The following is a 25,732-nucleotide window of genomic DNA, read 5'->3' on the forward strand; positions in this document are numbered from 1 at the left end:
CCGGCCTTCGCTGTTCACGGTGCCTCCAGGAGCTGCCCGGAACCGGGCAGCACATGGTGCGGATCGTCATAGAACAGGACAATGCCGTAGGACCAGAACGCATCGGCCCGTTCCGCCTTCACGTCCCTTCTCAGTTTGTGGATCCTCTGCGGCAGCCGGTCGGCGGTGTGGGCCTCCGCCACGGTGTTGAGGGCGCGCCGATGGAATTCGGAGCAGACCCCGTCGGGTTCCCCGGTCCGCCGCCACAGGGCCACCCCGAAACCACCGTCGAGGATCCGCACCAGTCCGACCGTGGTCTCGGGATCCGGCCGGCCGCCGTACCGGCAGAGGACCGGCACGGTCTCGTGCGCCAGGGTGTGCAGGCTCGCCACCTCCGGTACGCGTACCCCCATTCCGTCCTCGCAGTCGACGACTTCGGCTCGCATCGAGGAGTTCCGGGTGCTGTTCCAGCGGGCCCTGCGCCGTCTTTCCACTTCGTCGTCCGGCGGCTGCCCTCGCTCCGAGCGGCGCACGACCACCGGACGCACGGCGCCGAGCGGCAGCCCGTCGGGGGTCACCTGCCAGTTGTCGACGTCCAGGCCGAGCAGCGCCGGTACGACCGCGACCTGGAGCACGGCGGGGCTGTCCGGTTCGTCGCACCGCCGGAACGCCTCGGCGAGCGGGGCGGCGAGTCGCTCCGGCAGGGCGCCGAGCCCCGTGCCCTGGCTGTCCTCGGCGACGGGCAGGACCTCCCCGGCGGGGCGGGCGACGCCGATCCGCCAGTCGTACAGGTCCCGTTCCCAGCCGCGCGGCTCCAGCTCCAGCAGGACGAAGGCGCGTTCGCCGTACCGGGCCGGCTCGCCCATCGGGGCGGGGGCCCGCTGGTGCTCCTGGTCCCGGTGCTGCCGGACGGCGCGCCAGTGCAGCACGAGTTCCTGCCGGAAGTCGCGGGAGAGGTCCTCGTCGGCTATCCGTTTGACCCATTCCCAGAGGGACTTCGTGGCGGTCCGGGTGGAGGGCACGTCGAACGGGCGGTCGGCGGCGAGAACGCCCATGCAGTAGCGCAGGATGAGTTCGACCGCGGCGTCGCGGTCACGGACGCGGGCGTCGTACAGCGAGCCGAGGCCGTCGCGCCAGCCGCGCGGCGCCGGGCGGAGGTCGCGCGCGTGGACGTTGGGCAGGCTGTCGAGGAGACTCAGCAGATTGCGGGTGCTGACCGGCGGCGGGAACTCGGCGAGCCTGCCCAGCAGGTCGATCCGCCGCTTGGGGCTGAGCACCCGGCCGGGCGGCCCGGGCAGGTCGCTCTGCACATCGGCCCAGGTCCGCTCGGTGGAGGCGGGGCTGTTGTGCCGGTCGGCGTGGTAGCGGTCGTGGGCGTGGAAGACGGCCTGGTAGGTGTCCTCCGACTCGGTCTCCACGGGTCCGGCGGGCACCGTCAGGGAGCGCAGCCGCTCGATGCCGACGGCGGTGCCGCCCTGATGGTCGTCGAGCCGCGACTTGATCACGCCGACGACCTCGCCCCGGGCCACGTCCACCACGGGACCTCCGGACATCCCGAGCTCCAGCCAGTCCCCGTCGAGCCGGATCTGCTGGTCGGCGTCGGCCCAGCCGCCGTACGTGCCCTTCACCTCGCAGTCCCCGCTGAGCGTCGTCAGCCCGCCGCCCGGCGAGGGCGCCCAGCCCACGCAGCGGACCTTGCGGCCGCGGAGCATGGCCTCCGAGCGCTCGGTGACGTAGACACAGGTGTGTTCGACGGGCCGCCGGAGCTGGATGAGCGCAAGGTCGGGAGCGGGCCAGCCGGTGACCCCGGCCGGCCGGGTCTCGGGCAGCGCGGCGAGCACCACACCGGGGACCTCGGTCAGCTCGGCGCTGTACGGATCGGCCCTGAACAACACGTTCACCTCGCGCCCCTCCCCCCGCATGGCCACATGCGCGCACGTGAGGACCCAGCTCGGGGCGATGAAGAAGCCGCTTCCCAGGAAGCCCTGGCCGGGTCCGTCAGTGGCATACCCGGCACCCGGGCGATGGATGCGTACGGTGGCGTCCCGCACGAGGTCCATGAGCGCAGCCTCCGCCTGGCCCGGACCCCCCTCCGCGCCCCCGCCGGCCTCCTGCGTCATGACCCACCGCCGTCAGCGGCCGCGGCCGCAGGGGGATGCGCCGGTGCGCCGGTGGGTGCCCCGGCGGACGGCGACGGGGGCGCGGGCTCCGGTTGTCCGGGGTGAGCCGGGGGCGCCTGGGCTGCAGGTGGCGCGGACGGGATCGGGGGCACGGCCTGCGTGGGCACCTGGGGCGTGACCGGCGGATCGACGGGCGGTCCGCCGCCGTTCCAGGTGAGCGTGACCTTGATGGCACCTTTGGCCTCCCCGTCCGCGAGGAGCCCGACGACCTTGCCCGCCTTGGCGGTGAGCTCGATGCCGAATTCGACGCTGACCTCGTCCGGCCGCACGGCCCGCAGCGGCTCGGCGAGCGACCGCGCGACGCCGGTCACCACCCCCTGCAGGCTCTCCACCCGGGCCTGCACCTGGTCGGCGAAGTCCGAGAAGCCGGTGTCCGTGTAGGACAGACCGCTCCCGGCCGGCGTTCGCCGGAGTTCCTCGGCCCCGGAGATGCGCGCCCAGACCGGCGTACCGTCCGGCAGCTCAATGCGCGTAATACGGGCCTCGCTGTCGCTCATGACACCCCCCGTTCCCCCAACTCCCCGCAGGTTAACGGCAGTACGTGACCGATGCGAGGTACATCGGCCATGACACCGGGGCGGGACGTGTCGGTTCCCGAGGGCGTCCGCACCGTCCCGTGCGGCCCGGTCGGAGGCGCTCACCAGGCATTAAACTTGCCGCCATGTACTTCACCGACCGTGGCATCGAGGAGCTGGAGAAGCGGCGCGGCGAGGAGGAGGTCACCTTCGAGTGGCTCGCCGAGCAGCTGCGCACCTTCGTCGATCTCAACCCCGACTTCGAGGTGCCCGTCGAGCGCCTCGCCACCTGGCTGGCCCGGCTCGACGACGAGGACGAGGACGACGAGTGACGAGGACGACGAGTAGGGCGACGCCCGGGATCTAGGACCTGTCGCCCCTGATCCGGTCGTACGCGAGACCGGCCGCCCCGTGCGCGAGCAGCATCACCCCCGCGAAGGCCCACCCTCCGCTGCGGCGCCCGACCCCCCAGGCAACGAGCGGGAGACCCGCGGCGAGCTGGGCCACGGCGAGCGCACGGGCCCTGGGGCCGCGCAGCCACGGACCGAGGCCGCTGCTCTCGACCGCGTCGAGTTCCAGCTTCACCGCATCACGCCAGCCCGCCCACGCGATCCGTTGCGCTTCGGGCCGGCCGCCGGCCGCGGTGCGCAGCCGGTCGGCGGGTTCGCCGGGTTCGAGGCCCGGCGGGAGCATCACTCCGATGCGGGCGAGGACGGCGAGCAGCCCGCGCATCCGGGTACGGCCGTCCGCTTCGGGGTCGGGGCGGGTCAGCGCTTCTAGCTGCTGGATGTCCAGCACGGGATCGAGGCCGAGCCGCGCGGCGAACGTACGCATCGCCTCGTCCTCCCCGGCCGGGGTGCCGTCCGTCAGCCAGACGTAGCCGACGGGCCGCCGGAAGCCGGACGCGAGTGTGTAGCCCGCCCGGTCCCCGTCCCACCACAGCGCGAGGACCGGCCAGGTGGAACCGACCGCGAGTGCGGTGGCCCAGCCGCCCAGCACACTGTCGACCGGCTGTTCCCCCTCCGTCTCCGCCTCGCTCCGACTTTCCTGTCTGTCCTGCCAGGGCGTGCCCTCCGGGACGAGGACGCTCCACTCGTCCCCGGCGGGTGCGAGCAGCATCCGCTCGCGCAGCAGATGGGCCACGGGCCGCACGGATCCGGGCTCGGCCCGGCACAGCAGCAGCGCGCCCACGGATGATGTCGCGTTCATGCCCCACACCGTAGGGCAATTTGCCCATATTTGGAGCTATTTGATCGACCCACGACATCTCACCTCCTCTTGACTTCCCCGATCCGCGATATATCGTGTTCTGCAAGAGACGCGATATGTTGCGTCGCGCTGCGTTCCCCGGGAGGTCAGATCCATGCCTGTGTCGACGTGGGCCATCACCGAGCCTCAGAAGCTGACCTTCGACGAGCCGGTGACGTCGCTCAATGTGCGCATCGTCAACGGCACGGTCAATGTCGTGGGCACCGAGGAGCCGACCGCCCGGCTGGAGGTCTCCGGGATCGAGGGCCCGCCGCTGATCGTGACGCAACAGGGCGGCACCCTCTCCGTCGCCTACGAGGACCTGCCCTGGCACAACTTCCTGAAGTGGTTCGACCGCAAGGAATGGCACCGCAGCGCGGTCGTCTCGCTCGCCGTGCCGGCCGGGTCGACGGTGGAGGTCGGCGTGGTCGGCGCCGGAGCGTTCGTCTCCGGCATCCGGGGGCGTACGGACGTGCGCGGCGTCAGCGGCGACACCACGCTCGTCGGCCTCGCCGGCGCGGTCCGGGCGGACACGGTCTCCGGCAATGTGGAGGCCCAGGCCGTCACCGGCAACCTCCGCTTCAAGTCGGTCTCGGGCGATCTGACGGTCGTCGAGGGCGCCGGGGCCTCCGTACGGGCCGATTCGGTCAGCGGCGACATGGTGCTGGACCTGGACCCGACCGGGAAGCCCACGGACATCCGGCTGACCACGGTCTCCGGAGAGGTGGCGATCCGGCTGCCGCACCCGGCGGACGCAAGGGTCGAGGCGAGCACGGCCAGCGGCGCCGTCTCCAACGGCTTCGAGGATCTGCTGGTCAGCGGCCAGTGGGGAGCGAAGAAGATCACCGGCACACTCGGCGCCGGGACGGGAACGCTGAAGGCCACGACCGTCTCGGGATCGATCGCCGTGCTCCGCCGCCCAGCTGCCGAGGAAGATCCGTACGACGCCGAGCCGACCGGAAAGGTGCTCTGACATGCCCCCCGTATTCGCCCATGGGCGCCTGCGCCTCTATCTGCTGAAGCTCCTGGACGAGGCCCCCCGCCACGGCTACGAGGTGATCCGGCTCCTGGAGGAACGCTTCCAGGGTCTGTACGCACCATCGGCCGGCACGGTCTATCCGCGGCTGGCCAAGCTGGAGGCCGAGGGCCTGGTCACGCATGCCACCGAGGGCGGTCGCAAGGTCTACTCGATCACCGACGCGGGCCGCACCGAACTGGCGGGCCGCACCGGCGAACTGGCCGATCTGGAGCTGGAGATCCGCGAATCGGTCTCCGAACTGGCCGCCGAGATGCGGGACGACGTGCGCGGCGCGGCGGGCAAACTGCGCAGCGAGATGCGGGCCGCGGCCGGCGAGACCCGGCACACGTCCGCCGCCGGGGCCGGTGCGAAGGGCGACCGGGGATCCCCGTTCGGCGACTTCGGCGACTTCGGCGACAACGAGGCGTGGCGCACCGCCAAGGAGGAGCTGCGCAAGGCCAAGCAGGAGTGGAAGGAGCAGGCCCGCCGGGCGAAGGACGAGTCCCGCCGCGCCCGCGAGGAGGCCCAGCAGGCCCGCCGCCAGGCCAAGGAGGCCCAGGACAAGGCGCGCGAGCAGATGCAGAACGCGGCCCGGCAGGTCCAGGAGCACTTCGCCCGGGGCGACTGGCCCACCGGCGTACGGGAAGGCCTGGCGGAGATCACCGGCCGACTCGGCGGCTTCGCCCCGACAGGCAGCTGGCCCCCGTACATCAAGCCGGAACCGGCCGACGTGGACCCCGAATGGGGAAAGGACACGGCCGGCACGGGCGACCCGGCCCGCGATCTGGACCGTCTGCTGGACCGCTTCCGCGACGACATCCGCGACGCAGCCCGGGACCGGGGCGTGACGGAGGCCCAGCTGACGGAGGCCCGCCGCCATCTGTCGACGGCAGCGGCCCACATCGGCGCACTGCTGCGGAAGGACACCGGCACCAAGGGCACCGACGCCGAGGGCCCGGACGCCTCCGGGTGAGCGGGACGAGATGGCATGCCGCACGGGTCATGCCACCTCGTGATCACCCGCACCGGACGGAGGAGGCCACGGCCCCCGCCCGCCCCTCAGCTCGCCTCGGCCCGCCCCTCGGCTCCCCCGTCCCCGTAGAGCGCACGCGTCACCGTCTCGTGCGTCGCCCCGTGCTCCGCCAGCACATCGGCGACCACACCGGGGATGACGGTGAACGCCAGCAGGATGTGTTCCTCGCCGATGAACCGGTCGCCGCGCCCGAGCGCGATCCGCAGGGATTTCTCCAGGACGGTCTTCGCGCCACGGTTGAAGGGCGGTCGCCCTGACCGCCCCCGGCGGTCCTTCCGGTCGCCCGCCAGCGCACCCTCGCCATGGGTGCCCTCGATCCGGGCGACGATCTCCGTCACGTCGATGCCGATACCGGCGAGTGCGTCCGTATCGGCCTTGGTCAGACCGCCACGGCGGGCCGCGTCGGCGAGCGCCGCCTCCACCGATGCGCGACGGTCGGTGAGGCCGAGCGACGTGGCGGCGAAGGAGGCCCGGCTGCCGCCCGGCCGATCCAGCAGGGCGAGCAGCATGTGCTCCTCGGTGACGGAGCGGGAGCCCGTCCTTCGGGCCTGATCCACGGCCCCGGTCACAACCGCGCGGGCATCGGCAGTGAATCGTTCGAACATCAATTCCTCCCGTACTTCTTGTGCACGGCCTGTCGGCTGACGCCCAGCTCGGCGGCGATCTCCTGCCACGACCAGCCCTGGACGCGGGCACTTCTGACTTGGACGGCTTCGAGCTGCTCCAGCAGCCGCCGCAGCGCGACGACGGCCCGCAGCCCGACGCGCGGGTCGCGATCGCCCGCACGTGCGGCGAGATCCGTTGCTTCGGTCATGATGTCAACTTACGTTGACATGGCCACCCTTGTCAACCACGGTTGACAAGGGTGGCGTCGAGTCGTCCCGGAAGACCGGCGGTCGGGCGAAGCCGGACCCCTTGGCGTGCAGATGGCGGAGGTGCTTCTCGGTGAGGGCTGACTGTCGGCGCCGGGGCGCCGCGGTTCGCCTCGCCCCTCGACGCTCCGGCCGCGACAGGGCGAGGGTCCGGGCGCGGGCGTCGTTCAGCCGCGGAATGCCGGGCGGCCGGGGATCACCGACGGAGACGCGCGTGGGCGGCGGGGGCGAGGGCCCCCGCCGCCGGCACGGTCGAAGTGACAACTGTCATGGGTGCGCCGCCCATACGCGCGACGCAGATCCCACAGCGGAACTGACGCACCATCAAGGGCGCGTCGGAAGAGCGGACGGACTCAGGAGGCGGTGAGCACGATCTTCCCGAACTGGTCGCCCGCGGCAAGTCGTTCGAACCCGTCACGGGCCCGATCCAACGGCAGCACCTCGTCGATGACGGGGCGCACACCGGTCGTCGCACAGAACGCCAGCAGGTCCTCCAGCTCGTCCTTGGACCCCATCGTCGAACCGACGATCTTCAGCTCCAGGAAGAAGATCCGGGTCAGCTCCGCGTGCGAGGGACGGTCGCCGCTGGTCGCACCGGAGATGACCAGGGTGCCGCCGGGGCGCAACGACTTCACCGAGTGCGACCAGGTTGCGGCGCCGACGGTCTCGATGACGGCGTCGACACGCTGCGGCAGCCGCGCGCCCGGCTCGTACGCCTCGATCGCACCGAGCTCGACGGCCCGCTTGCGCTTGGCTTCATCGCGACTGGTTGCGTAGACCCGAAGGCCTGCGGCGCGACCGAGGACGATCGCGGCGGTCGCGACACCGCCGCCCGCGCCCTGCACGAGCACCGAGTCCCCGGGCCGCACCCCGGCGTTGGTGAACAGCATCCGGTACGCGGTGAGCCAGGCGGTCGGCAGACAGGCGGCCTGCTCGAACGTGAGCTCCTTCGGCTTGGGCAGCACGTTCCAGCTGGGGACGGTGACCTGCTCGGCGAAGGTGCCCTGGTAGCGCTCGGTGAGGATGGAGCGGGGCTCCTTCGGGCCGACGCCGTGCCCGGTCTGGCCGATGACGGAGTGCAGGACGACCTCGTTGCCGTCCTCGTCGATGCCGGCGGCGTCACAGCCGAGGATCATCGGCAGCTTGTCCTCGGCGAGGCCGACACCACGGAGCGACCAGAGATCGTGATGGTTGAGGGAGGCGGCGCGGACGTTGACGGTGGTCCAACCGGGACGCGCCTCGGGGGCGGGGCGCTCGCCCAGCTCAAGGCCGTTGAGGGGCTGGTCGCGGTCGATGCGGGATGCGTAGGCGGCGAACATGGCCTTGACGATAGGCCGGGGGGCGCGCCGACGTAACCGATCACGAGTGTGACGCGTACCGCGCGTACGGGTCGCCCGCGGCGGACCTTCGGAGCCGGAGATCCGGCCTCGCCGGCGTCCGGGGCGACGCCGCCCCGGTCGCGGAAAGGGGCGAGGCCGGGGAACGGGCCCCACAAGCACCCCGCCCCGCCCCGAACCTCAGCGTCGCGCCACGCCCTCCGCGCGCGCCGCCGCGGCAACCGCCGCGGTCACGGCCGGAGCGACCCGCTCGTCGAACGGTGACGGAATCACGTAGTCCGCGGCCAGCTCGTCACCCACGACATCCGCCAGCGCGTTCGCGGCGGCAATCTTCATGCCCTCCGTGATCCGGGACGCCCGCACCTGCAGCGCCCCCGCGAAGATGCCCGGGAACGCCAGCACGTTGTTGATCTGGTTCGGGTAGTCGGAGCGCCCCGTCGCCACCACGGCCGCGTACTTGTGCGCGATGTCGGGGTGGACCTCCGGGTCCGGATTGGCCATGGCGAAGACGAACGCACCGGGCGCCATCGACGCGACCGCCGACTCCGGCACCGTACCGCCGGACACACCGATGAAGACGTCCGCACCGACCAGCGCGGTCTCCAGCGGTCCGGAGATGCCGGCCCTGTTGGTGAGCTCCGCGAGCTCGCGCTTGACGTCCGTCAGGTCCTCACGGTCCCGGCTGACGACGCCCTTGCGGTCGGCCACGGCGACGTCCCCGAGTCCCGCCTCCAGCAGAAACTTCGCAATGGCAACTCCGGCCGCACCGGCGCCGGAGATGACACCGCGCAGGTCGCCGAGGGTCCGCCCGGACAGCTTCGCGGCGTTCCGCAGGGCCGCCAGCGTCACGACGGCGGTGCCGTGCTGGTCGTCGTGGAAGACCGGGATGTCGAGCCGCTCCTTGAGCTTGCGCTCGATCTCGAAGCAGCGCGGCGCCGAGATGTCCTCCAGGTTCACCCCTCCGAAGGACGGCGCGAGGCGGACGACCGTCTCGACGATCTCGTCCGCGTCGGTGGTCGCGAGCGCGATCGGCACGGCGTCGACGCCACCGAACTGCTTGAAGAGGATCGCCTTGCCCTCCATCACCGGGAGGGATGCCTCGGGGCCGATGTCGCCCAGTCCGAGCACCGCGGTGCCGTCCGTCACGACGGCGACGACCTGCGACTTCCAGGTGTAGTCGTGGACCAGCTCGGGGTTCGCGGCGATGGCGCTGCACACCTTGGCGACGCCGGGCGTGTACGCGAGGGACAGGTCGTCCTTGTCCCGGATGGGGACGGTGGACTGCACGGCCATCTTCCCGCCGCGGTGAAGTGCGAAGGCCGGATCGAACGGCTCATCGGTGGCGCTGTCGGTGCTGTTGTCGGTGTTGCTGTCGCTGCGAGGATTGACGATCTCCGCTGCCATGGTGTTGACCCCTTAAGTCTTCAAGGTTTGAGGGTGGCCACTCCTGATTGAGGAGGGGTGGGCGGGCACCGCGTACGTTCCCTGCGCCGGGCGGTTGGCCCGCCCTGGCAGGGGGAGGTACGTACGCGCGGGCGCGCCGCACACGCGCCCTGGGCCCCGGATGAGGGGTGTAAACGTCTTTCTTACCGGACGGACCGCTTCACGGACGAGTCCGTAACGACTCGGTGACGTGCCTCATAGTCGAATATCTGGACAAGCCCGCCAACATGCGAAATATAGGCCGACATGTGAGACGCGCCGAAGATTCTCCGGCCGAAAGAAGGAAAACCCACAGAAGGTCCAGCCTTGATGTACCGGCCTGTTGGGGTTCGGGGATCGCCCGTTATCCGATTTTGACATGGCTGACGCCCCGAATGGGCTAGTCCGAATGGCAAGATGCCGTAATCAGACGAGGCGGCGACATCCGACGATGTGTGCCATACCGCCTGGCAACTCCACCCTCACCTGCCGGAGGAACCCGATCATGACCGCACGCACCACTCGTCGTACGACCGCAAAGTCCCGGATTGCTGCGGTCGGCGCCATCGCGGTCGCCGGCACCATGCTGCTGACCGCCTGCGGCGACCAGACGAAGAGCGACGGCACGAAGAAGAGCACGGACTCCTCCAAGTCCGCCGCACCGCTCGCCAACCTGCTGCCGGCCGACATCAAGGCCAAGGGCAAGATCATGGTCGGCTCCGACATCGCGTACGCGCCGGTCGAGTCCACGGACGCCTCGGGCAAGACGGTGGGCATCGACCCGGACATCGCCGAGGCCCTCGGCAAGCAGCTCGGGGTGACGTTCGAGTTCCAGAACGGCAAGTTCGCCGACCTCATCGCCGGTCTCGCGGCAAAGCGGTACGACATCGCCATGTCGGCCATGACGGACACCAAGGACCGTCAGAACGGCATCGACGGCGACACCAAGAAGAAGGTCGGCGCGGGCGTCGACTTCGTCGACTACTTCACCGCCGGTGTCTCGATCTACACCAACAAGGGCGCCGACAACGGCATCAAGACGTGGGACGACCTCTGCGGCAAGTCGATCGGCGTGCAGACCGCCACCTTCTCGCAGGACCTCGCCAAGGCCCAGGCCAAGAAGTGCACCGCGGCCGGCAAGAAGACCGTGAAGATCGAGGACTTCCCGACCAACCCCGAGGCCGAGACGCGGATGCGCTCCAAGGGCGTCGACGCGGTGTCCGCGGACTTCCCGATCGCCGCGTACTCGGTGAAGCACTCCGGCGACGGCAAGTACTTCGAGATCGTGGGCGACCAGGTCGAGGCGGGCCCGTACGGGATCGCACTCGCCAAGGGCAACGACAAGCTGCGGGACGCCATCCAGGCCGCTCTGCAGGCGATCATCAAGAACGGTGAGTACGACAAGATCATCGCCAAGTGGGGCGTCGAGGCCGGCGCCAACCACGACGCGAAGATCAACGGTGGCTCCTGACCCGCGTTCCATACCGCTCCTCAACGGGGGAACTGAAAGGCACCATCGGTGACTGTTGACGTCAGCAAGACGGACGGCCCCGCCGACACTCCGCCGCACGCTGCCGGACCGGAGGCCATCAAGGCCGTCCCGGTCCGGCACCCGGGGCGCTATGTGTCCGCAGCCGTCGCGATCGCCCTCCTCGTGGGGATCGTGTACGCCTTCTCGCAGGGCAAGATCAACTGGGGCACCATCCCCGACTACTTCTTCAACGACCGGATCGTCACCGGCGTGTGGAAGACCCTCGAGCTGACCCTGCTCTCCATGGCCATCGGTATCGCGGGCGGTCTGCTGCTCGCCGTGATGCGGATGTCCAAGAACCCGGTGACCAGCTCCATCGCCTGGTTCTACATCTGGTTCTTCCGCGGCACGCCGGTCCTGGTCCAGCTCTTCGTCTGGTTCAACCTGGGCCTGGTCTTCGAGTACATCAACCTCGGACCGCTCTACAAGGACTACTGGGCCAGCTTCATGACGCCGCTGCTGACGGCGCTGCTGGGGCTCGGGCTCAACGAGGCCGCGTACATGGCCGAGATCTGCCGCGCCGGTCTGCTTGCGGTCGACGACGGCCAGACCGAGGCCGCCCACGCGCTCGGCATGAGCCACTCCAAGACCCTACGCCGGATTGTGGTCCCGCAGGCGATGCGGGTGATCGTGCCGCCCACGGGCAACGAGGTCATCAACATGCTGAAGACGACCTCGCTCGTCTCGGCGGTGCAATTCCTCGATCTGTTCAAGGTGGCGCAGGACATCGGGCAGACATCGGGGTCCCCGGTGGAGATGTACTTCCTCGCCGCCGCCTGGTACTTGGTGCTGACCTCGATCTTCAGCATCGGCCAGTACTACCTGGAGCGGTACTACGCACGCGGCTCGACCCGCGCCCTGCCGCCCACCCCGCTCCAGCGACTGCGCGCCACGCTCGGCCGCCGCTCCGCCCGCTCCGAGGGAGGCATCGCATGAGCACCCACGCGATGGTGAAGGCCGAGGGCGTCCACAAGTCCTACGGCAGCGTCGAGGTCCTCAAGGGCATCGACCTGGAGGTCGCCCCCCAGGAAGTCTTCTGCCTGGTCGGCCCGTCCGGCTCCGGCAAGTCGACGTTCCTCCGGTGCATCAACCACCTGGAGCAGATCAACGCCGGGCGGCTCTACGTCGACGGGCAGCTGGTGGGCTACCGCCAGAAGGGCGACAAGCTCTACGAGCTCAAGGACAGCGAGGTCGCCCTGAAGCGCCGGGACATCGGCATGGTCTTCCAGCGCTTCAACCTCTTCCCGCACATGACGGCCATCGAGAACGTCATGGAAGCGCCGATTCAGGTCAAGGGCGAGACGAAGGCCGTCGCCCGGGCCCGCGCTGAGCGGCTCCTGGACCGGGTCGGCCTGGGCGACAAGGCGAAGAACTACCCGTCGCAGCTCTCCGGCGGCCAGCAGCAGCGGGTGGCCATCGCCCGCGCCCTGGCCATGGAGCCGAAGCTGATGCTCTTCGACGAGCCGACGTCGGCGCTCGACCCGGAGCTGGTCGGCGACGTCCTGGACGTCATGCGCGGTCTCGCGGAGGACGGTATGACGATGATCGTCGTGACCCACGAGATGGGCTTCGCCCGTGAGGTCGGCGACGCGCTGGTCTTCATGGACGACGGTGTGGTGGTCGAGTCGGGCCACCCGCGCGACGTACTGACCAACCCGCAGCACGACCGGACGAAGTCGTTCCTGTCGAAGGTGCTGTAGCGGCACGGGCATGACACGAGGGCGGTACGGACTCCGGTCCGTACCGCCCTCCGCCGTTCCGGCGGCTACTTCTTCGGCAGCAGCTCCGGGCTCAGCATCAGCGTGCGCAGCTGGGCGCGGGTGAGCGGTGTGGTCTTCAGCGGCGGGCCCTGCCTCCGGGCGCTGACCAGACCGGCGCTGTCCCGGACGGCCATCATTGCGCCGTCCCCCAGGGTGAGCCGGGCCGTGAGCTCGGGTGCCCACATGGGCGTGCGCCGTCGGGTCGAGTCGCTCCAGATGGTCAGGATCCGGCCGTCCGGCAGCACCTCGCGCACACAGTTGGCCGGCGCCTTCTCGCCGTTGGTCGGGTGGCAGAGGTCGGCCTTGAGGTCCGTGCCGCCCATCTTCGCGGCGATGTACTTGCGGTCCATGGTGTTGAGGGTCAGATAGCCGACTCTCCCGTCCCTGCGGACGGAGTACTCCCCGTCCAGCGGCCCGATGGGCTTCTCCCCCTTGGCCTGCTGCGGGGTCGCGTGCTTGATGACGACGGCCAGCGAGACCTGCGCGACCGAGCCCACCCCCTCGGGCAGCAGCTTGACGAGCTTCTTGACCCGACCGCTGTCGCCGCTGTCGCCGGCCAGCCCGGGCGCGGCCGCGACCGAGGCCTGTTCCGGCTTCTCCTGCGAGGCCAGGCCCGGGACCGCGACCGCTCCGGCCGCGACGACGGCGAATGCGGCCGCGACAACCGTGGCCCGGCGCCGCCATCGCACCCTGGCGGCTCTGGCGTACACCACCTCGGTGCTGATGACCGGCTGCCCCGCGTGCTCGGCGGCCCGCCCCAGCAGCTCCCTGACGTCGTTCATACGAGTTCCTCCGCCATCTCGGCGCGCAGCGCCGCCAACCCCCGAGCCGTATGGCTCTTGACCGTGTTCTCCCGCATCCCGAGCAGCTCGGCCGTGGCCTCGACGCTCAGGTCCTCCCAGTAGCGCAGCACCAGCACGGCACGCTGTTTGGCCGTGAGCCGGGCGAGGGCCGCCCGCACCGCGAGGCCGGTGTCCGTGTCGGGCGAGTCGCCCGCGCGGTCGGGCAGTTCGCCGTACGCCTGCTCGCGCCGCCAGAAGCGGCGGCGGGCGGCGATGAAGGTGTTGACCAGGGTCTTGCGCGCGTACGCCTCGATGTTGTCGAGCCGTCCGTACCGCCGTCCGCCGAGGACGACCTTCACGAGTGTCGACTGGACCAGGTCCTCGGCCTCGTGCCGGTCGCCGCAGAGCAGATAGGCGCTGCGGAACAGTGCCGTACGCCTGCCTTCGACGAAGGCGTGCAGCGCGGCATCGTCATCGATCCGCATCGTCGACGCCCCTTCCCGGGTCCGCGGGTGCGGACCGTCTCACCCTTCCAGTGCGCCGGGGTGCGCGGCGGGTTGCAGAGGTCGGACAGAAAGTCGGGGCGGTACGGACCGGAGTCCGTACCGCCCCGACGAGGGCATGCTGCCGCTACTTCAGGGCGAGTACCAGGGCGTCCGAGGGCGAGGCCCAGACGGTCCGCGCCTCGCCGAAACCCGCGGCCCGCAGCGTCTCCGCGTGCCACTGGGCGGACGGCATGTCGCCGTCCGCATGCTCGCCGTAGATCTTGTACCGTTCGGCGGTCGGTGCGGCGAGGACCGGGTCCTCGGCGGCGAGAGCCCACCAGTCCGCCCAGTCGAGGGTGCCCGCGGCCTTGGCGCGGTCCATGGCGGCGTGCCGGTGGGCGCGTTCGGCCGCGTTGATCCGGGGGGTCGCGGTGTCGATCATGCGGTCGGCATTCATGAACACCCCGCCGTCCCGGACGAGCCCGGCGAGCTGCCCGTAGAGCGTGGTGAGCGGTTCGCTGTGCAACCAGTGCAGGGCGGTGGCGGTGAGGACGGCGTCGTACGTGTCGTGCGGGAGCCGCTCCACCCACTCAGGGTCCTTGAGATCGGCGGTGACGAAGGTGGCGCGCTCGTCGCCGGCGAAGGAACCGCGGGCGATGGCCAGCAGCGCGGGGTCAAGGTCGACGCCGGTACTGGTGGCCTCGGGGAACCGCTTGAGCAGCCGGTCCGTAATACTTCCCGTACCGCACGCGAGGTCGAGCACCCGTGGTTCGGGCCCCACCACGGCCTCGACCATGTCCAGCATCACCCGGAACCGCTCCTCACGGTCGGGCATGTACCACTCCTGCTGCCGGTCCCAGCTCTGCTGCCAGGCCTGCCAGTCGGTGCCCGCTGCTGTCTCCGTCACAAGAATTCCTCCAATGTAATACCCTGAAACTGCAATCGCCTATTACTTCGATCGCCGCACGACGACCCTAGACCGACCCGGTAAGGACTACAAGTGGAACTGGCCTATTACTCGGACTATGCGGTGCGCCTGGTCAACACCGAGGAGCCGGCCCGCAACAAGGACGTCCTCACCTCCGTCGAGGCGGTCCGCGAGCTGTTCGGCGCCAACGCGCAGGCCGCGAGGCGCGCCACCGACGCGGACGTGACCCGCTTCCGGTCGGTACGGGCACGGCTACGCGCCGTTTTCGAAGCGGCCGACAGCGGCGACGAGACGCTCGCCGTCGACCTGCTGAACTCGCTGCTGCTGGAGTTCCCGGTCAGCCCGCAGATCTCCGGCCACGACACCCGTGACGAGGACGGCAAACCGGACTGGCACATGCACCTGGCCGACCACCCGTCGAACGCGACGGCCGGGTACACCGCCATCGCGGCGATGGGGCTCGCCTTCCACCTCACGTCCTACGGCGTGGACCGGCTCGGCCTTTGCGAGGCGGCACCGTGCCGCAACGCGTATCTCGACACCTCGACCAACCGGTCCCGCCGCTACTGCTCGGACCGCTGCGCGACCCGCGCCAATGTGGCCGCCTATCGGGCCCGCAAGCGTCTGGAGGCGGAGCGCACGGCCGACACCGGCCGCAGCGTGGTCACTGCCCAGCCCAGCACCCCGAGCACCGACTTCTGATCCTTCCTCAGCGGCCGGTAGCGGACCCGGACCCTGGCCAGCACCAGCTCCTCGGGCACCGTCCCGTAATCCGTGCTGTCCCCGCCCGCGAACGTGTTGTCGCCCAGCACCCACCAGCCGCCCGCACGGCGCTCGACGGCCCGTTTGACGACCAACAGGTCCTGCTGGAACGGATGGCGCAGAATCACCACATCACCCGGGCGCACCGGCGCCCCGTACTGCACGAGCAGCCAGTCCCCGTGGTGCAGCGTGGGCACCATCGAAGGCCCCGTCACCTCCACCACCTGGAACGGCACTCGCGCCGCCAGCCCGCGCGTCGGCTCCTGTGTCAGCTCCGGCCCCTCCGGCATTTCCGGCACCTCCCCGGTCCGTTCAGTACACCGTCCCGCATACCGTTCCGTACATTCGGCCACTGGTCCCATCCTCACCCTGGACTTTTGGCCTAAGCCCATGGGGGCACCCACAAAAACGCGTCCCTCACGGAGTAATGTCCCACCTGAGAAGACGATCACGAGGAAGGACAGCTCAATGCTTTCCCGCCTGTTTGCCCCCAAGGTGAAGGTCAGCGCCCACTGCGACCTGCCCTGCGGCGTGTACGACCCGGCCCAGGCCCGCATCGAGGCGGAGTCCGTCAAGGCCGTCCAGGAGAAGTTCCAGGCCAACGAGGACCCGCACTTCCGGGCCCGCGCGGTGGTCATCAAGGAGCAGCGCGCCGAGCTCGCGAAGCACCACATCTCGGTGCTGTGGAGCGACTACTTCAAGCCCCCGCACTTCGAGAAGTACCCGGAGCTGCACCAGCTGGTCAACGACGCCCTGAAGGCGCTGTCGGCCGCGAAGGCCTCCACCGACCCGGCGACGGGCCAGAAGGCGCTGGACTACATCGCCGAGATCGACAAGATCTTCTGGGAGACCAAGAAGGCTTGATCGCCGCTTCCGAGCGGTTCGACCTGCCACGCAGGCCGAGGCAGCAAACAGAAGGGCCCAACCGGTCTTGCCGGTCGGGCCCTTCTGCAGTGCGGAGGCCGCTCGGGAGACAGGATCAGGGGGTGCGCCCCGATCTCCCGAGGAATGCTCCCGCGAGCAGCGAACCGGCCAGCACGAGCGCCGAGTTGACCAGGATCGCGACGGTGACCCCGGACAGGACGCCATGGGGGCCGGTGTCGCCGAGTGCGGTCATCCGGGCGGCCGCGATCGCGCTCATGACCGGGATGCCCATGGTGATACCGACCTGCTGGGTCATCGTGGCGAGCCCGGTGGCCAGGCCCTGTTCGGCGTCAGGGAGGCCGGAGGTGGCGGTGACCATGAACCCGACGATCATCAGCATGTTGCCGATGCCGCCGACGAACGTGGCCGCGAGCAGCAGCCAGATCCAGGCCCCCGACGTGCCGAGCGCGGCCAGGGCGAGGGTGGCGGCGGCCTGGACGGCACCGCCGGTGACGATGGTCGTCCGGTTGCCGTAGCGGCCGACCGCTCGCCCGCCGAGCGTGCCGCCGATCACGGTGCCGATGCCCAGGACACCGAAGGCGAGACCCGTGGTGAGGGGCGTGTAGCCGAGCACTTCCTGCAGGTAGAGGGTGAGCAGGAAGACGAGTGAGGTCTCGGTGACGAAGGCGATCAGTCCGGCGGTGTTGCCCCAGATGACGCTGCGCCGCTTCAGGATCCGTACGGGCACGAGCGGGGTGGCGGCCCGCTTCTCGACCGACCAGAAGGCGACGAGGAGGGCGACGCCGGCCAGAAGTGCGCCCAGGGTGGTGGGTGTGGTCCAGCCGGTCTGGCCCGCCTGGGTGAGTCCGAAGACCAGTGCGAGGAGTCCGCCGGTGACGGTCACGGCGCCGGGAATGTCCAGCTTCGGCCGCCCGGTGGGGCGTGAGTCGGTGATGACGGACGGGGCGAGGACGAGGACCAGGAGAGCGACGGGGGCGTTGATGAAGAAGGCCCAGCGCCAGGAGAGCAGGTCGGTGAGCAGCCCGCCGAGGATGGCCCCGGCGGTGAACCCGGCGGACATCAGGGCGCCGTTGAGGCCGAGGGCGCGTTCGCGCAGCGGGCCTTCCTTGAAGGCGGTCGTCAGCAGGGCGAGCCCGGCCGGGGTGACGGCCGCGGTGGCAAGTCCCTGCAAGACCCGTGCCACAAGGAGGACTTCGGGCGAGGTGGCGAGTCCGCCGAGGAGGGAGGCGGCGCCGAGCACGGCCATACCGCCCAGGAACAGCCGCTTGCGGCCGACGATGTCGGCCACGCGCCCGAAGAGGAGCGTGAAGCCTGCGGCGGCGAGCGCGAAGGCGGTGGCGATCCACTGGAGGTTCGTGAGGGCGAAGCCGAGCCCCTCACCGACGGCCGGCAGCGCGACATTCAGGATCGAGAAGTCCACCGCGATCATGAACTGGGCGCCGAGCAGCAGGGCGAGGACGAGCTTCTGCCGCCCGGTCATGCGGACCTCGGACTGCGGGAAGGCGGTACCGGCGGCCGGGGTGGCGGCGGCACCCTCGGCGACAGCCGGTGAGGGGGTCGTGCTGGGTACGGACATGGGTGCCCTTCCTCGGGCCGACGTTTTAACGGTCCTGTAGTTCCGTTAAGATGGCGTCACCGTAACAGAGGAACTCCCTCTAATGAAACTGGAGACCCGTTATGACTTCCGAGGGTGTGGAACCGGGCACCGTCCGGCCCGGTGGACGTACCGCCCGGGTACGGGAGTCCGTCCTGCGGGCGGCGGGGGACGCCCTGGCCGAACACGGCTTCGACGGCCTCGACCTCGCCGATGTCGCCCGTCGCGCAGAGGTCGGCAAGACGACCGTCTACCGGCGCTGGTCCACCACCACCGGCCTGATCGCCGATCTGCTCGACGACATGGCCGAGCAGTCCACCCCGCGTACGGACACGGGTTCGCTCATCGAGGACCTCAAGGCCAATGCGCGGCTCGTCGTGAAGACCCTGTCCGATCCGCGCCAGGGCGCCCTGTTCAAGTCGGTGATCGCCGCGGCGACATGCGACGCACGCACGGCCGAGTCACTGCACCGCTTCTACGCGATCCGCGTCGAGGAATGGGCGGCCTGCGTCACCCAGGCCCTGGAACGCGGGGAGCTGCCCGCAGGCACGGACCCCGGCGAGGTGATCCGCGCCGTCTCGGCGCCGCTCTACTACCGCCTGCTGGCCGCCGGCGGCCCGCTCGACACGGCGGCGGCCGACCGCGCGGCCGAGGCGGCGGCCGCGGCGGCACGGGCAGGGGTGTACGTGAGGTGAGGTGAGGCATGACGCGGTGCGCGGGTGCACGGTGCGCGTCGGTCAGGGGCCGGCGTCACCGGTACCTGCGCAGACCTGCCGCCCAGGGGTGGTCGGCGCCGTGCGCCAGGGTGATGGTCTCGGTCAGCCAGGCACGTTGGTCGGCGGTCAGGACCCGCAGCGCCGTTGTGAAATCCTCCTCGTCCTTGGGACGCCGGGACTTCGCCTTGTACAGGAGCTGCACATGCAGGGCCAGGTACGGGATGCCGTCCTCCGAGACCCGGCTCAGCCGGTCGAGCGGGAGGCGGATCCGGGTGTCGCGGCGGAACGCCCAGTCGGTGCCGTCCGCCTCGTCGAGCATGAGCTGGATGCGCCAGGGCTCGTCGGGGCCCGGCCGGCACCAGATGTCGTGGACCCCGTGCGGGAGGATCTCGCCCGGGAGCCAGGGGCGCAGGGTGCCGGGCGGGTCGGCGGCCCACCACTCCCAGCCGGCGAGCACCTGCTGGGCGGTGAGCTGGTCGCGGCGGAGCAGCGTGACGTCGATGTCGGCGTGGTCGCGGAAGGCGTGGCCGACCGCCAGCTCGACCGCGTAGCCGCCCGCGATCCACCATGGGGTGCGCAGCGGGGCGAAGCGGCGGGCGACCTCGGCGAGCGGGGCCGGGTCCCAGGGTCCCCAGGTGGTTTCTGTGCGCATGGCTGCCGTTCCGTCCCTTCGGTCCGGTCGGTCCGGTCGGACCGCCGGCCCGTTCGCCGTCGGCTCCCCGGTCGTCGGCACTGGGTCGTCGGTCGTGCCGTCCGACGGTCAGTCGGCCTTCAGCAAGTGCCGGTAGCTGTCCGGATTCTCGCTCAGGTAGGTGGCAAGGCTCTTCGCCGGGCGGCCGGTGAGGCGCGTCACCGCGTCCGAGACCGTGGACATCTCGCCGGCGGCGATGGCCTCGTACGACGTCACCCAGCCGGCGACCTCCCACTCCTCGACACCGTACTGCGCCCGTGAGGCGTAGGCCTCCTCCCGGGTCTCCGGGTGATAGGTGACGGTGCGTCCGGTGGCCCGGCTCAGCTCCTCGGCCGCTTCGGCGAGTGTGAAGGCCTCGGGTCCGGTGAGGTCGTACGTCACCCCGTCGTGGCGGGTGTCCTCGCTCTCGGTGTCGGCAAGCAGGACGGCGGTCGCCGCGTCCGCGATGTCCTCGTGCGCGACCGCCGCGACGCTGCCGTCACCGGCCGGGCCGCGCAGCACCCCGTCGGCCCCGGTCATCGCCGGGATACCCGCGAGGTACCAGCTGTCTCGCAGGAAGGTGTGGCGCACACCGGAGACGCGGATGTGCGCCTCGGTGTGCCAGTGGTCGCGGGCGAAGGTGAACGTGGCGTCCGGCGCGGCGCCGAGGAAGGACACGTACACGATGCGTTCGACATGGGCGGCGACCGCGGCGTCCACGGCGGTGGTGTGCTCGAGTACCCGGTTCGGGCTCTCGTGCGCCGAGACGAGGAACAGGGTGTGCGCGCCGGCAAGGGCCTGGCGCATCGCCTCCCCGTCACCGTAGGCGGCGGGCGGTGCGGCGACCGTGCCGGGCAGGTCCGGCAGCCGGGACGGGTCGCGGCCGAGGAGCCGTACGGGGACACCGGCGCGTGCGAGCCGCTGTGCGACACGGCCGCCGACCGCGCCGCTCGCACCGGTCACCGCGATGATCGGGGCATCCCTGACAGCGGTGCTGCCGCCGGGGTCCGTGGGGGGTGTGGTGTTCATGCGGCGCTGCCTTCCTTGCGCAGCCAGGGACGCACTTCCACGACCGCGTCCACCGGGACGGGACCGTAGATGTGCGGGAACTCCTCGCCGCCGGGCGAGAGTGCCTCGTACCGCACGGGTACCGAGAGCCGCGCGGGATCGATGACGAGTACCACCAGGTCCACCGGGCCATCGGCACCGGCCGGGTCCTCGGAGCCGTACAGCATCTCGGCCACGCCCGGGAGCTGATGGGGCGACGAGCAGTGGATGAAGCCCTCTTCGTGCAGAGTGCGGCCGCGGGTGGACATCTCGTACGTCCCGGTCCCGCGGGCCGCCTCCCACAGGGGGCGTTCGGTGAGGTGCAGCAGCAGTTCTTCGGCCATGGGGCCCAAACTAGCTGCGCGGACCGCTCCTTCGGGCGATCGGCGTGGCCGTCGATCCGCCCGTCGGCAGCGCCGCGATCCCGTCGGCGATGTGCCCCGGATGGGCCGCACGGGCCCCGGCCCGTGCGCGGTCCGCCCGACAGCCGGCGTCTCTCCGCCCCTATTCCGTCAGCAGTTTCGCCTCGGTCCCGGGGTCCAGCCCCACCACCGGGCGGTCCGGCCGCTGCGGTGCCTCGCCGCCCAGCTCGCACAGCCAGTCCCAGGTGTCGGTGACCGTCTCCCCCACCGGCCGGCAGTGCAGTCCGGCCGCGTATGCCTTGCTGACGTCACCGCGGTGCATGGTGTCGTGCAGCTCGCCCGGCGGCAGCCAGACCGGCAGGTCGGTCCACGGCTCCACGCCCGCCGCGAGGATCTTCTCGGTGGCCGTCCAGCGCAGCACGGCGTCGGAGCCGGTGGCGCGTACACAGGCGTCCAGCAGCTCGCCCATGGTGGCGTGCCCCGGCCGGCTGACCAGGTTGTACGGTCCGTGCAGGCCGCGATCCGCCGCGTCCAGCAGCCAGTTCGCGAGGTCGCGGGCGTCGATGTACTGCAGTGGGGTGTCCGGGGTGCCCGGGGCCATCACGGGTCCACCGCGGGCGATCCGTCGCAGCCACCACGGCAGCCTGCCGATGTTCTCCCACGGGCCGAGGATCAGTCCGGCGCGGGCCAGCAGGGCGCGGTCGCCGAAGGCATCGAGCGCGGCCAGTTCGCCACCGCGTTTGGCCAACGGGTACGAGACCTCCGCCCCGGCGTCCAGCGAGGCGCCGGTCACCAGCGGTCCGTCCTCGGGCAGTCCGGCCGGGGCCGGGTACGCGTACACCGAACGGCTGGAGACGTACACGTACCGCCCGGCCCGGTCCGCGAGCAGCCGGGCCGCGTCCCGCACCGCCGAGGGCGCGCCGCTCCAGGTGTCGACGACCAGGTCCCAGCCGCCCTGCCCCGCGGCGGCGAGCGCTGCGAGGCCGTCGGCGGTGGTGCGGTCGCCGAACAGCTCGGTGGTGCCCGGCGGGGGTGAGTGGTGGCCGCGGTGGAACACCGTGACGTGCCGGTCCCGCGCGAGCGCCGCCTCGGTGACGGCGCGTCCGACGAATTCCGTACCGCCCAGGATCAGAAGCCTCATGGGCCGACTCTGCCCGCGGGCAGGGCGGTTGGGAACAGTTCCTCGCTCTGGGCGGAATCGGACACGCCGGTGGTCGCGGTACGCCGCAGGGAACCATGGCGGGAGGGCTGAAGCTGTGCCCCCGCTTGATCCGCCGGCAGCGAACTGTCCCGGCGGGCCGCTCCCCCGGGTGGATGCTGGGCCCAGCGGCCCGGGGCGGACCGGGTCCAGCCATGGAGGTAGCCGCGTGAGCGAGCGTCCGGAAACGCTGTACAAGGCCATCGGCGGTATCGACGTACTGCGCCGGCTGAGCAGCACCTTCTACGACAGGACGCTGGCGGATCCGCTGCTCGCCCCTGTTTTCGCGGACTTCACTCCGACCCATATCGAACATGTCACCGTGTGGCTGGCCGAGATCTTCGACGGGCCCGCCGACTACACCGGGAAGCTCGGGGGCCATCAGTCCCTGTTGCGTTCCCATCTCGGGCTGTCGATCACCGAGCCGCAGCGGCTGCGCTGGATGGAGCTGATGGCAGCCGCCGTCGACGAGGAGCTGCCGGACGACGAGCTGCTGCGCCGCCGAGTGCTGGAGTACTTCGACTGGGGCACCAGGATCGCGCGCGATGTCTCGGCGTCCCCGGCCGGCGCGGACCTCGGTGATCCGGGGCCGACGCCACGCTGGGGCTGGGAGGGCCTGCGCTGACGGCCGGCGCGCGCATGACCGCTACGCGCTGCCGAGTTCGGTACGGACCCGGTCCAGCAGCTCGTCCTGTGTGTCTTCGGGGACCTCAGGCGAGTTCGAGCGGGAACGCGCCCCGGTGACCGGTGCCCGCACCCTCCGCCGGACGGGCCTCGAACTCGCGGCAGCTCCAGATCTCCTGGACGAACCCGGTCCGCCGGTCCCACAGATCGAGCACATCGTCCTCGCCCGCCGCCCCGCGGTACGCGTCCTTCGCTCCCCGGAAACAGGCAAGGCCGCCGGAGAGTCCACGGTCGGTCGTCGCCGGGAAGTAGTCCGAGAACGCGCAGGCGATGCACGACTGCAGACGGACTCCGGGCGGGAGGGAGCGCTGGATCATGGCGAGCGCGGTGGCGAAGTCGCACTCGGCCCGGCGCGACCCGTAGACCGCGCCGCCGAAGTGCAGTTCCAGATGGAGATCGGCGTCCGGGCGGCGCAGCGACAACAGGCAGCCGAGCGTGGCCTGGTGAACCGTGCCGTCCGCGACGACCGGAAGCGGCAGGTCCCACTCCAGCACGCAATCGGTGAGCGCGCCGTCCGCCAGGGCGAACATTCCGCTCTCCGGCGGCATGCCGGCCACCGGAGCGAGGTCGTCGAAGCTTTCGCCCTCGAAGTCGACGCCCCTGATCCGGATCCGGAGTAGCTGTCCATCGGTGGTGAGGATGACAGCCTCGGAACCTTGCCGGTCCCGGTACCACCCTGCCCATGACTCGTCTGTCATGGGCACGGACTGTAGCCCGTGCCCATCGCCGTCCCCCGGGCGCCCTCCACTTCACCGTTGCGGGCGTCGCGGGCGCCGTGCCCTCAGCCGACCTGCGGCTCCCGCCACATGGGCCACATCGAGGGACCCTCCGGGAGTTCGACGGTCGTGCCCATGAAGGTGAAGCCCAGCCGTTCGTAGAGCCGGCGGCTGCGCGCGCTGCTCGCCTCCAGGTAGGCGGGGACGCCCTCGCGGTCGCAGCGCTCCAGCACATCGGCGATCAGGGCCGCACCGATCCCCTCCCCCTGACGGTCCGGGGACACCCCGATCATGAGCAGATACTCATGGGCCCTGTCGTGCGGGTGGATCGCGCCCGTGAGCCTCCCCACCAGCTCGGCCCGCTCGTTGTCGGGGTCCGCGGTCGCCCGCATCAGGGCAGGGGTGGTGTCCTCCTCCGTGGGTGCGCCCGCGGGCACGGGCAGCCACAGGGCCACGGCCGTGCCGTCCTCCAGCAGGTCGATACGGCCTTCGGCGAGCGTGACGTCGACGAAGACGCCGAGGAACTTTCCGTGCACGGCCCGGCGGTGCGCCTCCTCCGGGAAGACCCAGCTGCTGACCGGGTCGTGGTGGAACGCCTCGTCCAGGAGCCGCACCACCTGTTCCCGGTCTTCCGCTTCCGCCTGCCGTATCCGTACGCCCATGTCCGGCTCCCGCTCTCGCTCGTACCACCTCAACCGACGTACAGGATCTTAGAGTTGATGCCGTACGGGTCCGGCGGGAGCCGGTCGCTCCCCTGCCCTCCTCTCTGTCCCGGCGCGTCCGGCGGGTGACGGCCACTTCCTCTTCCTCCTCTCCTCCTTCAGTGGGTCCGGCGGGTGACGAACTCCGCCAGGGCGAGCAGATCGCCCGCCGCCGCCAGGTCTGGCACCGCCCGGGAGAGATGGTGGACCGCGCGGGCCATCCGGTCCGCCGCGCCGGCCTGCGCCCAGTCCCGGCCGCCGGCCCGGTCGACCGCGTCGGCGGCTCGGCTCACCTCGCCGGGTGTGCGCATGGAACCCCGGTAGAGCGCGGCGAGTTCGGCCGCTGCCGGGGTGTGGGAGGTCAGCGCGGCGACCACCGGCAGGGACTTCTTGTGGGCGGTCAGATCCGCCCCGACCGGCTTCCCGGTCTGCACCGGGTCCCCCCAGATGCCGATCAGATCGTCGATGAGCTGGAAGGCGAGGCCCGCCTCCCGGCCGAATCCGTCCATCGCGCCGACCGCCCGCTCCTCCACGCCGGCGTACAGCGCACCGAGCGCACAGGCGCAGCCGAGGAGGGCGCCGGTCTTGGCGGTGGCCATGGCGAGACACTCGTCGAGCGAGACCTCGTCGGGGCCGCGTTCCTCGAAGGAGCAGTCGGCCTGCTGTCCCGCGCACAGCTCGATGACGCAGTTCGCGAGCCGGGTCGAGGCGCGCGCCGACGCAGGGCGGGTGTCCTCGGCGAGCAGCCGGTGAGCCAGGGCGAGCATGGCGTCGCCCGCGATGACGGCGGCCGGGACGCCGAACACCGTCCAGGCCGTGGGCCGGTGTCTGCGGGTCCGGTCCTCGTCGATGACGTCGTCGTGCAGGAGGCTGAAGTTGTGGACCAGCTCCACGGCCACGGCTGCCCGCACCGCCTGCTCCGCGTCGCCGCCCACCGCCCGGGTCGCGGCAAGGACGAGTGCGGGCCTGATCGCCTTGCCGGCCTGCCCCGCGGTCGGAGTGCCGTCGGCGTGCTCCCAGCCGAAGTGATACATCGCGACACGCCGGATGGATCCGGGCAGCGACTCGACCGCGGCTCGAAGCTGCGGATCGACGAGACTCCGGGTGCGCTCCAGGAGCGCCAGGGCCTCATGGCCCTCGGCGGTGGCGGTGTCCGTACTGATCATGGTCACAGTGGCTCCCTCAGGTCACCCGGGTCCGGAGCAACCCGGCCGGGGCGTCGGTGGTGCGGTGAGCGTTTTCCACGAGGCAGCGCCACAGGTCACTCGGCCCATGGGCCACCCCCGCGGGGGTGGCCCAGGCCCGTC

General features: G+C 71.0%; 29 protein-coding genes. 10 read left to right on the top strand and 19 right to left on the bottom strand.

Annotation, left to right across the window (positions count from 1 at the left end; genetic code table 11):
• Positions 1–14 precede the first annotated feature (14 nt).
• Together OHA03_RS07385 and OHA03_RS07390 are read right to left on the bottom strand one after the other, a co-directional pair.
• Positions 15–2,099, bottom strand: coding sequence for a trypsin-like peptidase domain-containing protein (locus OHA03_RS07385; protein ID WP_267001942.1), 2,085 nt, complete (start codon positions 2,097–2,099; stop codon positions 15–17).
• Positions 2,096–2,656, bottom strand: coding sequence for a CU044_2847 family protein (locus OHA03_RS07390; protein WP_267001944.1), 561 nt, complete (start codon positions 2,654–2,656; stop codon positions 2,096–2,098). Before OHA03_RS07390 ends, OHA03_RS07385 begins: the two co-directional genes overlap by 4 nt.
• 164 nt (positions 2,657–2,820) lie before the next feature.
• Here OHA03_RS07390 and OHA03_RS07395 point away from each other — a divergent pair, with 164 nt between their 5' ends.
• Positions 2,821–3,006, top strand: a complete 186-nt coding sequence (locus tag OHA03_RS07395; RefSeq protein ID WP_007266501.1) for a DUF6104 family protein — start codon at positions 2,821–2,823, stop codon at positions 3,004–3,006.
• A gap of 31 nt (positions 3,007–3,037) precedes the next feature.
• Here the strand turns inward: OHA03_RS07395 and OHA03_RS07400 are convergent, their stop codons facing one another.
• Positions 3,038–3,883, bottom strand: a complete 846-nt coding sequence (locus tag OHA03_RS07400; protein WP_267001946.1) for a hypothetical protein — start codon at positions 3,881–3,883, stop codon at positions 3,038–3,040.
• Between the two features lie 154 nt (positions 3,884–4,037).
• Between OHA03_RS07400 and OHA03_RS07405 the strand changes: the two genes are divergently transcribed.
• Together OHA03_RS07405 and OHA03_RS07410 are read left to right on the top strand one after the other, a co-directional pair.
• On the top strand, positions 4,038–4,895 hold the full coding sequence (locus OHA03_RS07405; protein ID WP_267001948.1) for a DUF4097 family beta strand repeat-containing protein: 858 nt from the start codon (positions 4,038–4,040) through the stop codon (positions 4,893–4,895).
• A gap of 1 nt (position 4,896) precedes the next feature.
• Positions 4,897–5,913, top strand: a complete 1,017-nt coding sequence (locus OHA03_RS07410) for a PadR family transcriptional regulator (RefSeq protein ID WP_267001950.1) — start codon at positions 4,897–4,899, stop codon at positions 5,911–5,913.
• A gap of 86 nt (positions 5,914–5,999) precedes the next feature.
• Here OHA03_RS07410 and OHA03_RS07415 read toward each other — a convergent pair whose 3' ends face one another.
• The 4 genes from OHA03_RS07415 to OHA03_RS07430 all read right to left on the bottom strand — a co-directional run bounded on the left by OHA03_RS07415 (position 6,000) and on the right by OHA03_RS07430 (position 9,586).
• Positions 6,000–6,578: a Clp protease N-terminal domain-containing protein gene (locus tag OHA03_RS07415; protein ID WP_267001952.1), complete on the bottom strand. Its 579-nt coding sequence runs from the start codon at positions 6,576–6,578 to the stop codon at positions 6,000–6,002.
• Positions 6,578–6,787, bottom strand: a complete 210-nt coding sequence (locus OHA03_RS07420; RefSeq protein WP_030915748.1) for a sigma factor-like helix-turn-helix DNA-binding protein — start codon at positions 6,785–6,787, stop codon at positions 6,578–6,580. Before OHA03_RS07420 ends, OHA03_RS07415 begins: the two co-directional genes overlap by 1 nt.
• 411 nt (positions 6,788–7,198) lie before the next feature.
• Positions 7,199–8,164, bottom strand: coding sequence for a zinc-binding dehydrogenase (locus tag OHA03_RS07425; protein WP_267001955.1), 966 nt, complete (start codon positions 8,162–8,164; stop codon positions 7,199–7,201).
• 198 nt (positions 8,165–8,362) lie between these two features.
• Positions 8,363–9,586: an NADP-dependent malic enzyme gene (locus tag OHA03_RS07430; protein WP_267001957.1), complete on the bottom strand. Its 1,224-nt coding sequence runs from the start codon at positions 9,584–9,586 to the stop codon at positions 8,363–8,365.
• A gap of 523 nt (positions 9,587–10,109) precedes the next feature.
• Between OHA03_RS07430 and OHA03_RS07435 the strand changes: the two genes are divergently transcribed.
• The 3 genes from OHA03_RS07435 to OHA03_RS07445 are packed head-to-tail and all read left to right on the top strand — an operon-like array spanning position 10,110 to position 12,835.
• Positions 10,110–11,075, top strand: a complete 966-nt coding sequence (locus OHA03_RS07435; RefSeq protein WP_267001959.1) for an ABC transporter substrate-binding protein — start codon at positions 10,110–10,112, stop codon at positions 11,073–11,075.
• A gap of 48 nt (positions 11,076–11,123) precedes the next feature.
• Complete coding sequence (locus OHA03_RS07440; protein WP_267001961.1) at positions 11,124–12,071, top strand: amino acid ABC transporter permease; 948 nt, start codon at positions 11,124–11,126, stop codon at positions 12,069–12,071.
• Positions 12,068–12,835, top strand: a complete 768-nt coding sequence (locus OHA03_RS07445) for an amino acid ABC transporter ATP-binding protein (RefSeq protein ID WP_323181168.1) — start codon at positions 12,068–12,070, stop codon at positions 12,833–12,835. Before OHA03_RS07440 ends, OHA03_RS07445 begins: the two co-directional genes overlap by 4 nt.
• A 65-nt stretch (positions 12,836–12,900) precedes the next feature.
• Here OHA03_RS07445 and OHA03_RS07450 read toward each other — a convergent pair whose 3' ends face one another.
• The 3 genes from OHA03_RS07450 to OHA03_RS07460 all read right to left on the bottom strand — a co-directional run bounded on the left by OHA03_RS07450 (position 12,901) and on the right by OHA03_RS07460 (position 15,069).
• Positions 12,901–13,677, bottom strand: coding sequence for a hypothetical protein (locus tag OHA03_RS07450; protein ID WP_267001963.1), 777 nt, complete (start codon positions 13,675–13,677; stop codon positions 12,901–12,903).
• Positions 13,674–14,162 carry a SigE family RNA polymerase sigma factor gene (locus OHA03_RS07455; protein ID WP_267001965.1) on the bottom strand — a complete coding sequence of 163 codons (489 nt, stop codon included), beginning with the start codon at positions 14,160–14,162 and terminating at the stop codon, positions 13,674–13,676. The genes OHA03_RS07450 and OHA03_RS07455 overlap by 4 nt, the downstream gene beginning before the upstream one ends.
• Before the next feature lie 145 nt (positions 14,163–14,307).
• On the bottom strand, positions 14,308–15,069 hold the full coding sequence (locus OHA03_RS07460; protein WP_267001967.1) for a trans-aconitate 2-methyltransferase: 762 nt from the start codon (positions 15,067–15,069) through the stop codon (positions 14,308–14,310).
• A gap of 93 nt (positions 15,070–15,162) precedes the next feature.
• Here OHA03_RS07460 and OHA03_RS07465 point away from each other — a divergent pair, with 93 nt between their 5' ends.
• Positions 15,163–15,792, top strand: coding sequence for a CGNR zinc finger domain-containing protein (locus OHA03_RS07465; protein ID WP_267001969.1), 630 nt, complete (start codon positions 15,163–15,165; stop codon positions 15,790–15,792).
• Here OHA03_RS07465 and sodX read toward each other — a convergent pair.
• A complete protein-coding gene (gene sodX, locus OHA03_RS07470; protein WP_267001971.1) occupies positions 15,696–16,142 on the bottom strand; it encodes a nickel-type superoxide dismutase maturation protease in 447 nt (148 codons plus the stop codon). The two genes, OHA03_RS07465 and sodX, sit on opposite strands and share 97 nt — an antisense overlap.
• Before the next feature lie 178 nt (positions 16,143–16,320).
• Between sodX and sodN the strand changes: the two genes are divergently transcribed.
• Entirely contained in the window at positions 16,321–16,716 is a 396-nt protein-coding gene (gene sodN / locus OHA03_RS07475) for a superoxide dismutase, Ni (protein ID WP_267001973.1), read from the top strand.
• A gap of 115 nt (positions 16,717–16,831) precedes the next feature.
• Here the strand turns inward: sodN and OHA03_RS07480 are convergent, their stop codons facing one another.
• The gene (locus OHA03_RS07480) at positions 16,832–18,217 is read right to left on the bottom strand and encodes an MFS transporter (protein ID WP_267007963.1); all 1,386 of its coding nucleotides are present in this window, start codon (positions 18,215–18,217) and stop codon (positions 16,832–16,834) included.
• Between the two features lie 197 nt (positions 18,218–18,414).
• On the opposite strand from OHA03_RS07480, the gene OHA03_RS07485 reads away from it, so the two are divergent.
• A complete protein-coding gene (locus OHA03_RS07485; protein WP_267001975.1) occupies positions 18,415–19,026 on the top strand; it encodes a TetR/AcrR family transcriptional regulator in 612 nt (203 codons plus the stop codon).
• Between the two features lie 55 nt (positions 19,027–19,081).
• Here the strand turns inward: OHA03_RS07485 and OHA03_RS07490 are convergent, their stop codons facing one another.
• From OHA03_RS07490 to OHA03_RS07505, 4 genes are all read right to left on the bottom strand, one after another.
• Positions 19,082–19,699 (bottom strand): amino acid transporter, encoded by a 618-nt coding sequence (locus OHA03_RS07490; protein ID WP_267001977.1) that lies wholly within the window; start codon positions 19,697–19,699, stop codon positions 19,082–19,084.
• Between the two features lie 108 nt (positions 19,700–19,807).
• The gene (locus tag OHA03_RS07495; RefSeq protein WP_267001979.1) at positions 19,808–20,746 is read right to left on the bottom strand and encodes an SDR family oxidoreductase; all 939 of its coding nucleotides are present in this window, start codon (positions 20,744–20,746) and stop codon (positions 19,808–19,810) included.
• Positions 20,743–21,108 carry a DUF952 domain-containing protein gene (locus tag OHA03_RS07500; RefSeq protein WP_267001981.1) on the bottom strand — a complete coding sequence of 122 codons (366 nt, stop codon included), beginning with the start codon at positions 21,106–21,108 and terminating at the stop codon, positions 20,743–20,745. Before OHA03_RS07500 ends, OHA03_RS07495 begins: the two co-directional genes overlap by 4 nt.
• A gap of 160 nt (positions 21,109–21,268) precedes the next feature.
• Positions 21,269–22,255, bottom strand: coding sequence for an NAD-dependent epimerase/dehydratase family protein (locus OHA03_RS07505; protein ID WP_267007964.1), 987 nt, complete (start codon positions 22,253–22,255; stop codon positions 21,269–21,271).
• 238 nt (positions 22,256–22,493) lie between these two features.
• Between OHA03_RS07505 and OHA03_RS07510 the strand changes: the two genes are divergently transcribed.
• The gene (locus OHA03_RS07510) at positions 22,494–22,949 is read left to right on the top strand and encodes a group II truncated hemoglobin (RefSeq protein ID WP_267001983.1); all 456 of its coding nucleotides are present in this window, start codon (positions 22,494–22,496) and stop codon (positions 22,947–22,949) included.
• 85 nt (positions 22,950–23,034) lie between these two features.
• Here OHA03_RS07510 and OHA03_RS07515 read toward each other — a convergent pair whose 3' ends face one another.
• The 3 genes from OHA03_RS07515 to OHA03_RS07525 all read right to left on the bottom strand — a co-directional run bounded on the left by OHA03_RS07515 (position 23,035) and on the right by OHA03_RS07525 (position 25,591).
• Positions 23,035–23,706, bottom strand: a complete 672-nt coding sequence (locus OHA03_RS07515; RefSeq protein WP_267001986.1) for a DUF6304 family protein — start codon at positions 23,704–23,706, stop codon at positions 23,035–23,037.
• Between the two features lie 83 nt (positions 23,707–23,789).
• Positions 23,790–24,386, bottom strand: coding sequence for a GNAT family N-acetyltransferase (locus OHA03_RS07520; protein ID WP_267001988.1), 597 nt, complete (start codon positions 24,384–24,386; stop codon positions 23,790–23,792).
• A gap of 158 nt (positions 24,387–24,544) precedes the next feature.
• A complete protein-coding gene (locus tag OHA03_RS07525) occupies positions 24,545–25,591 on the bottom strand; it encodes a family 2 encapsulin nanocompartment cargo protein polyprenyl transferase (RefSeq protein ID WP_267001990.1) in 1,047 nt (348 codons plus the stop codon).
• Positions 25,592–25,732: the final 141 nt, after the last annotated feature.

Origin of the sequence: Streptomyces sp. NBC_00154 (genome assembly GCF_026342835.1) — a bacterium.
GTDB lineage: Bacteria > Actinomycetota > Actinomycetes > Streptomycetales > Streptomycetaceae > Streptomyces.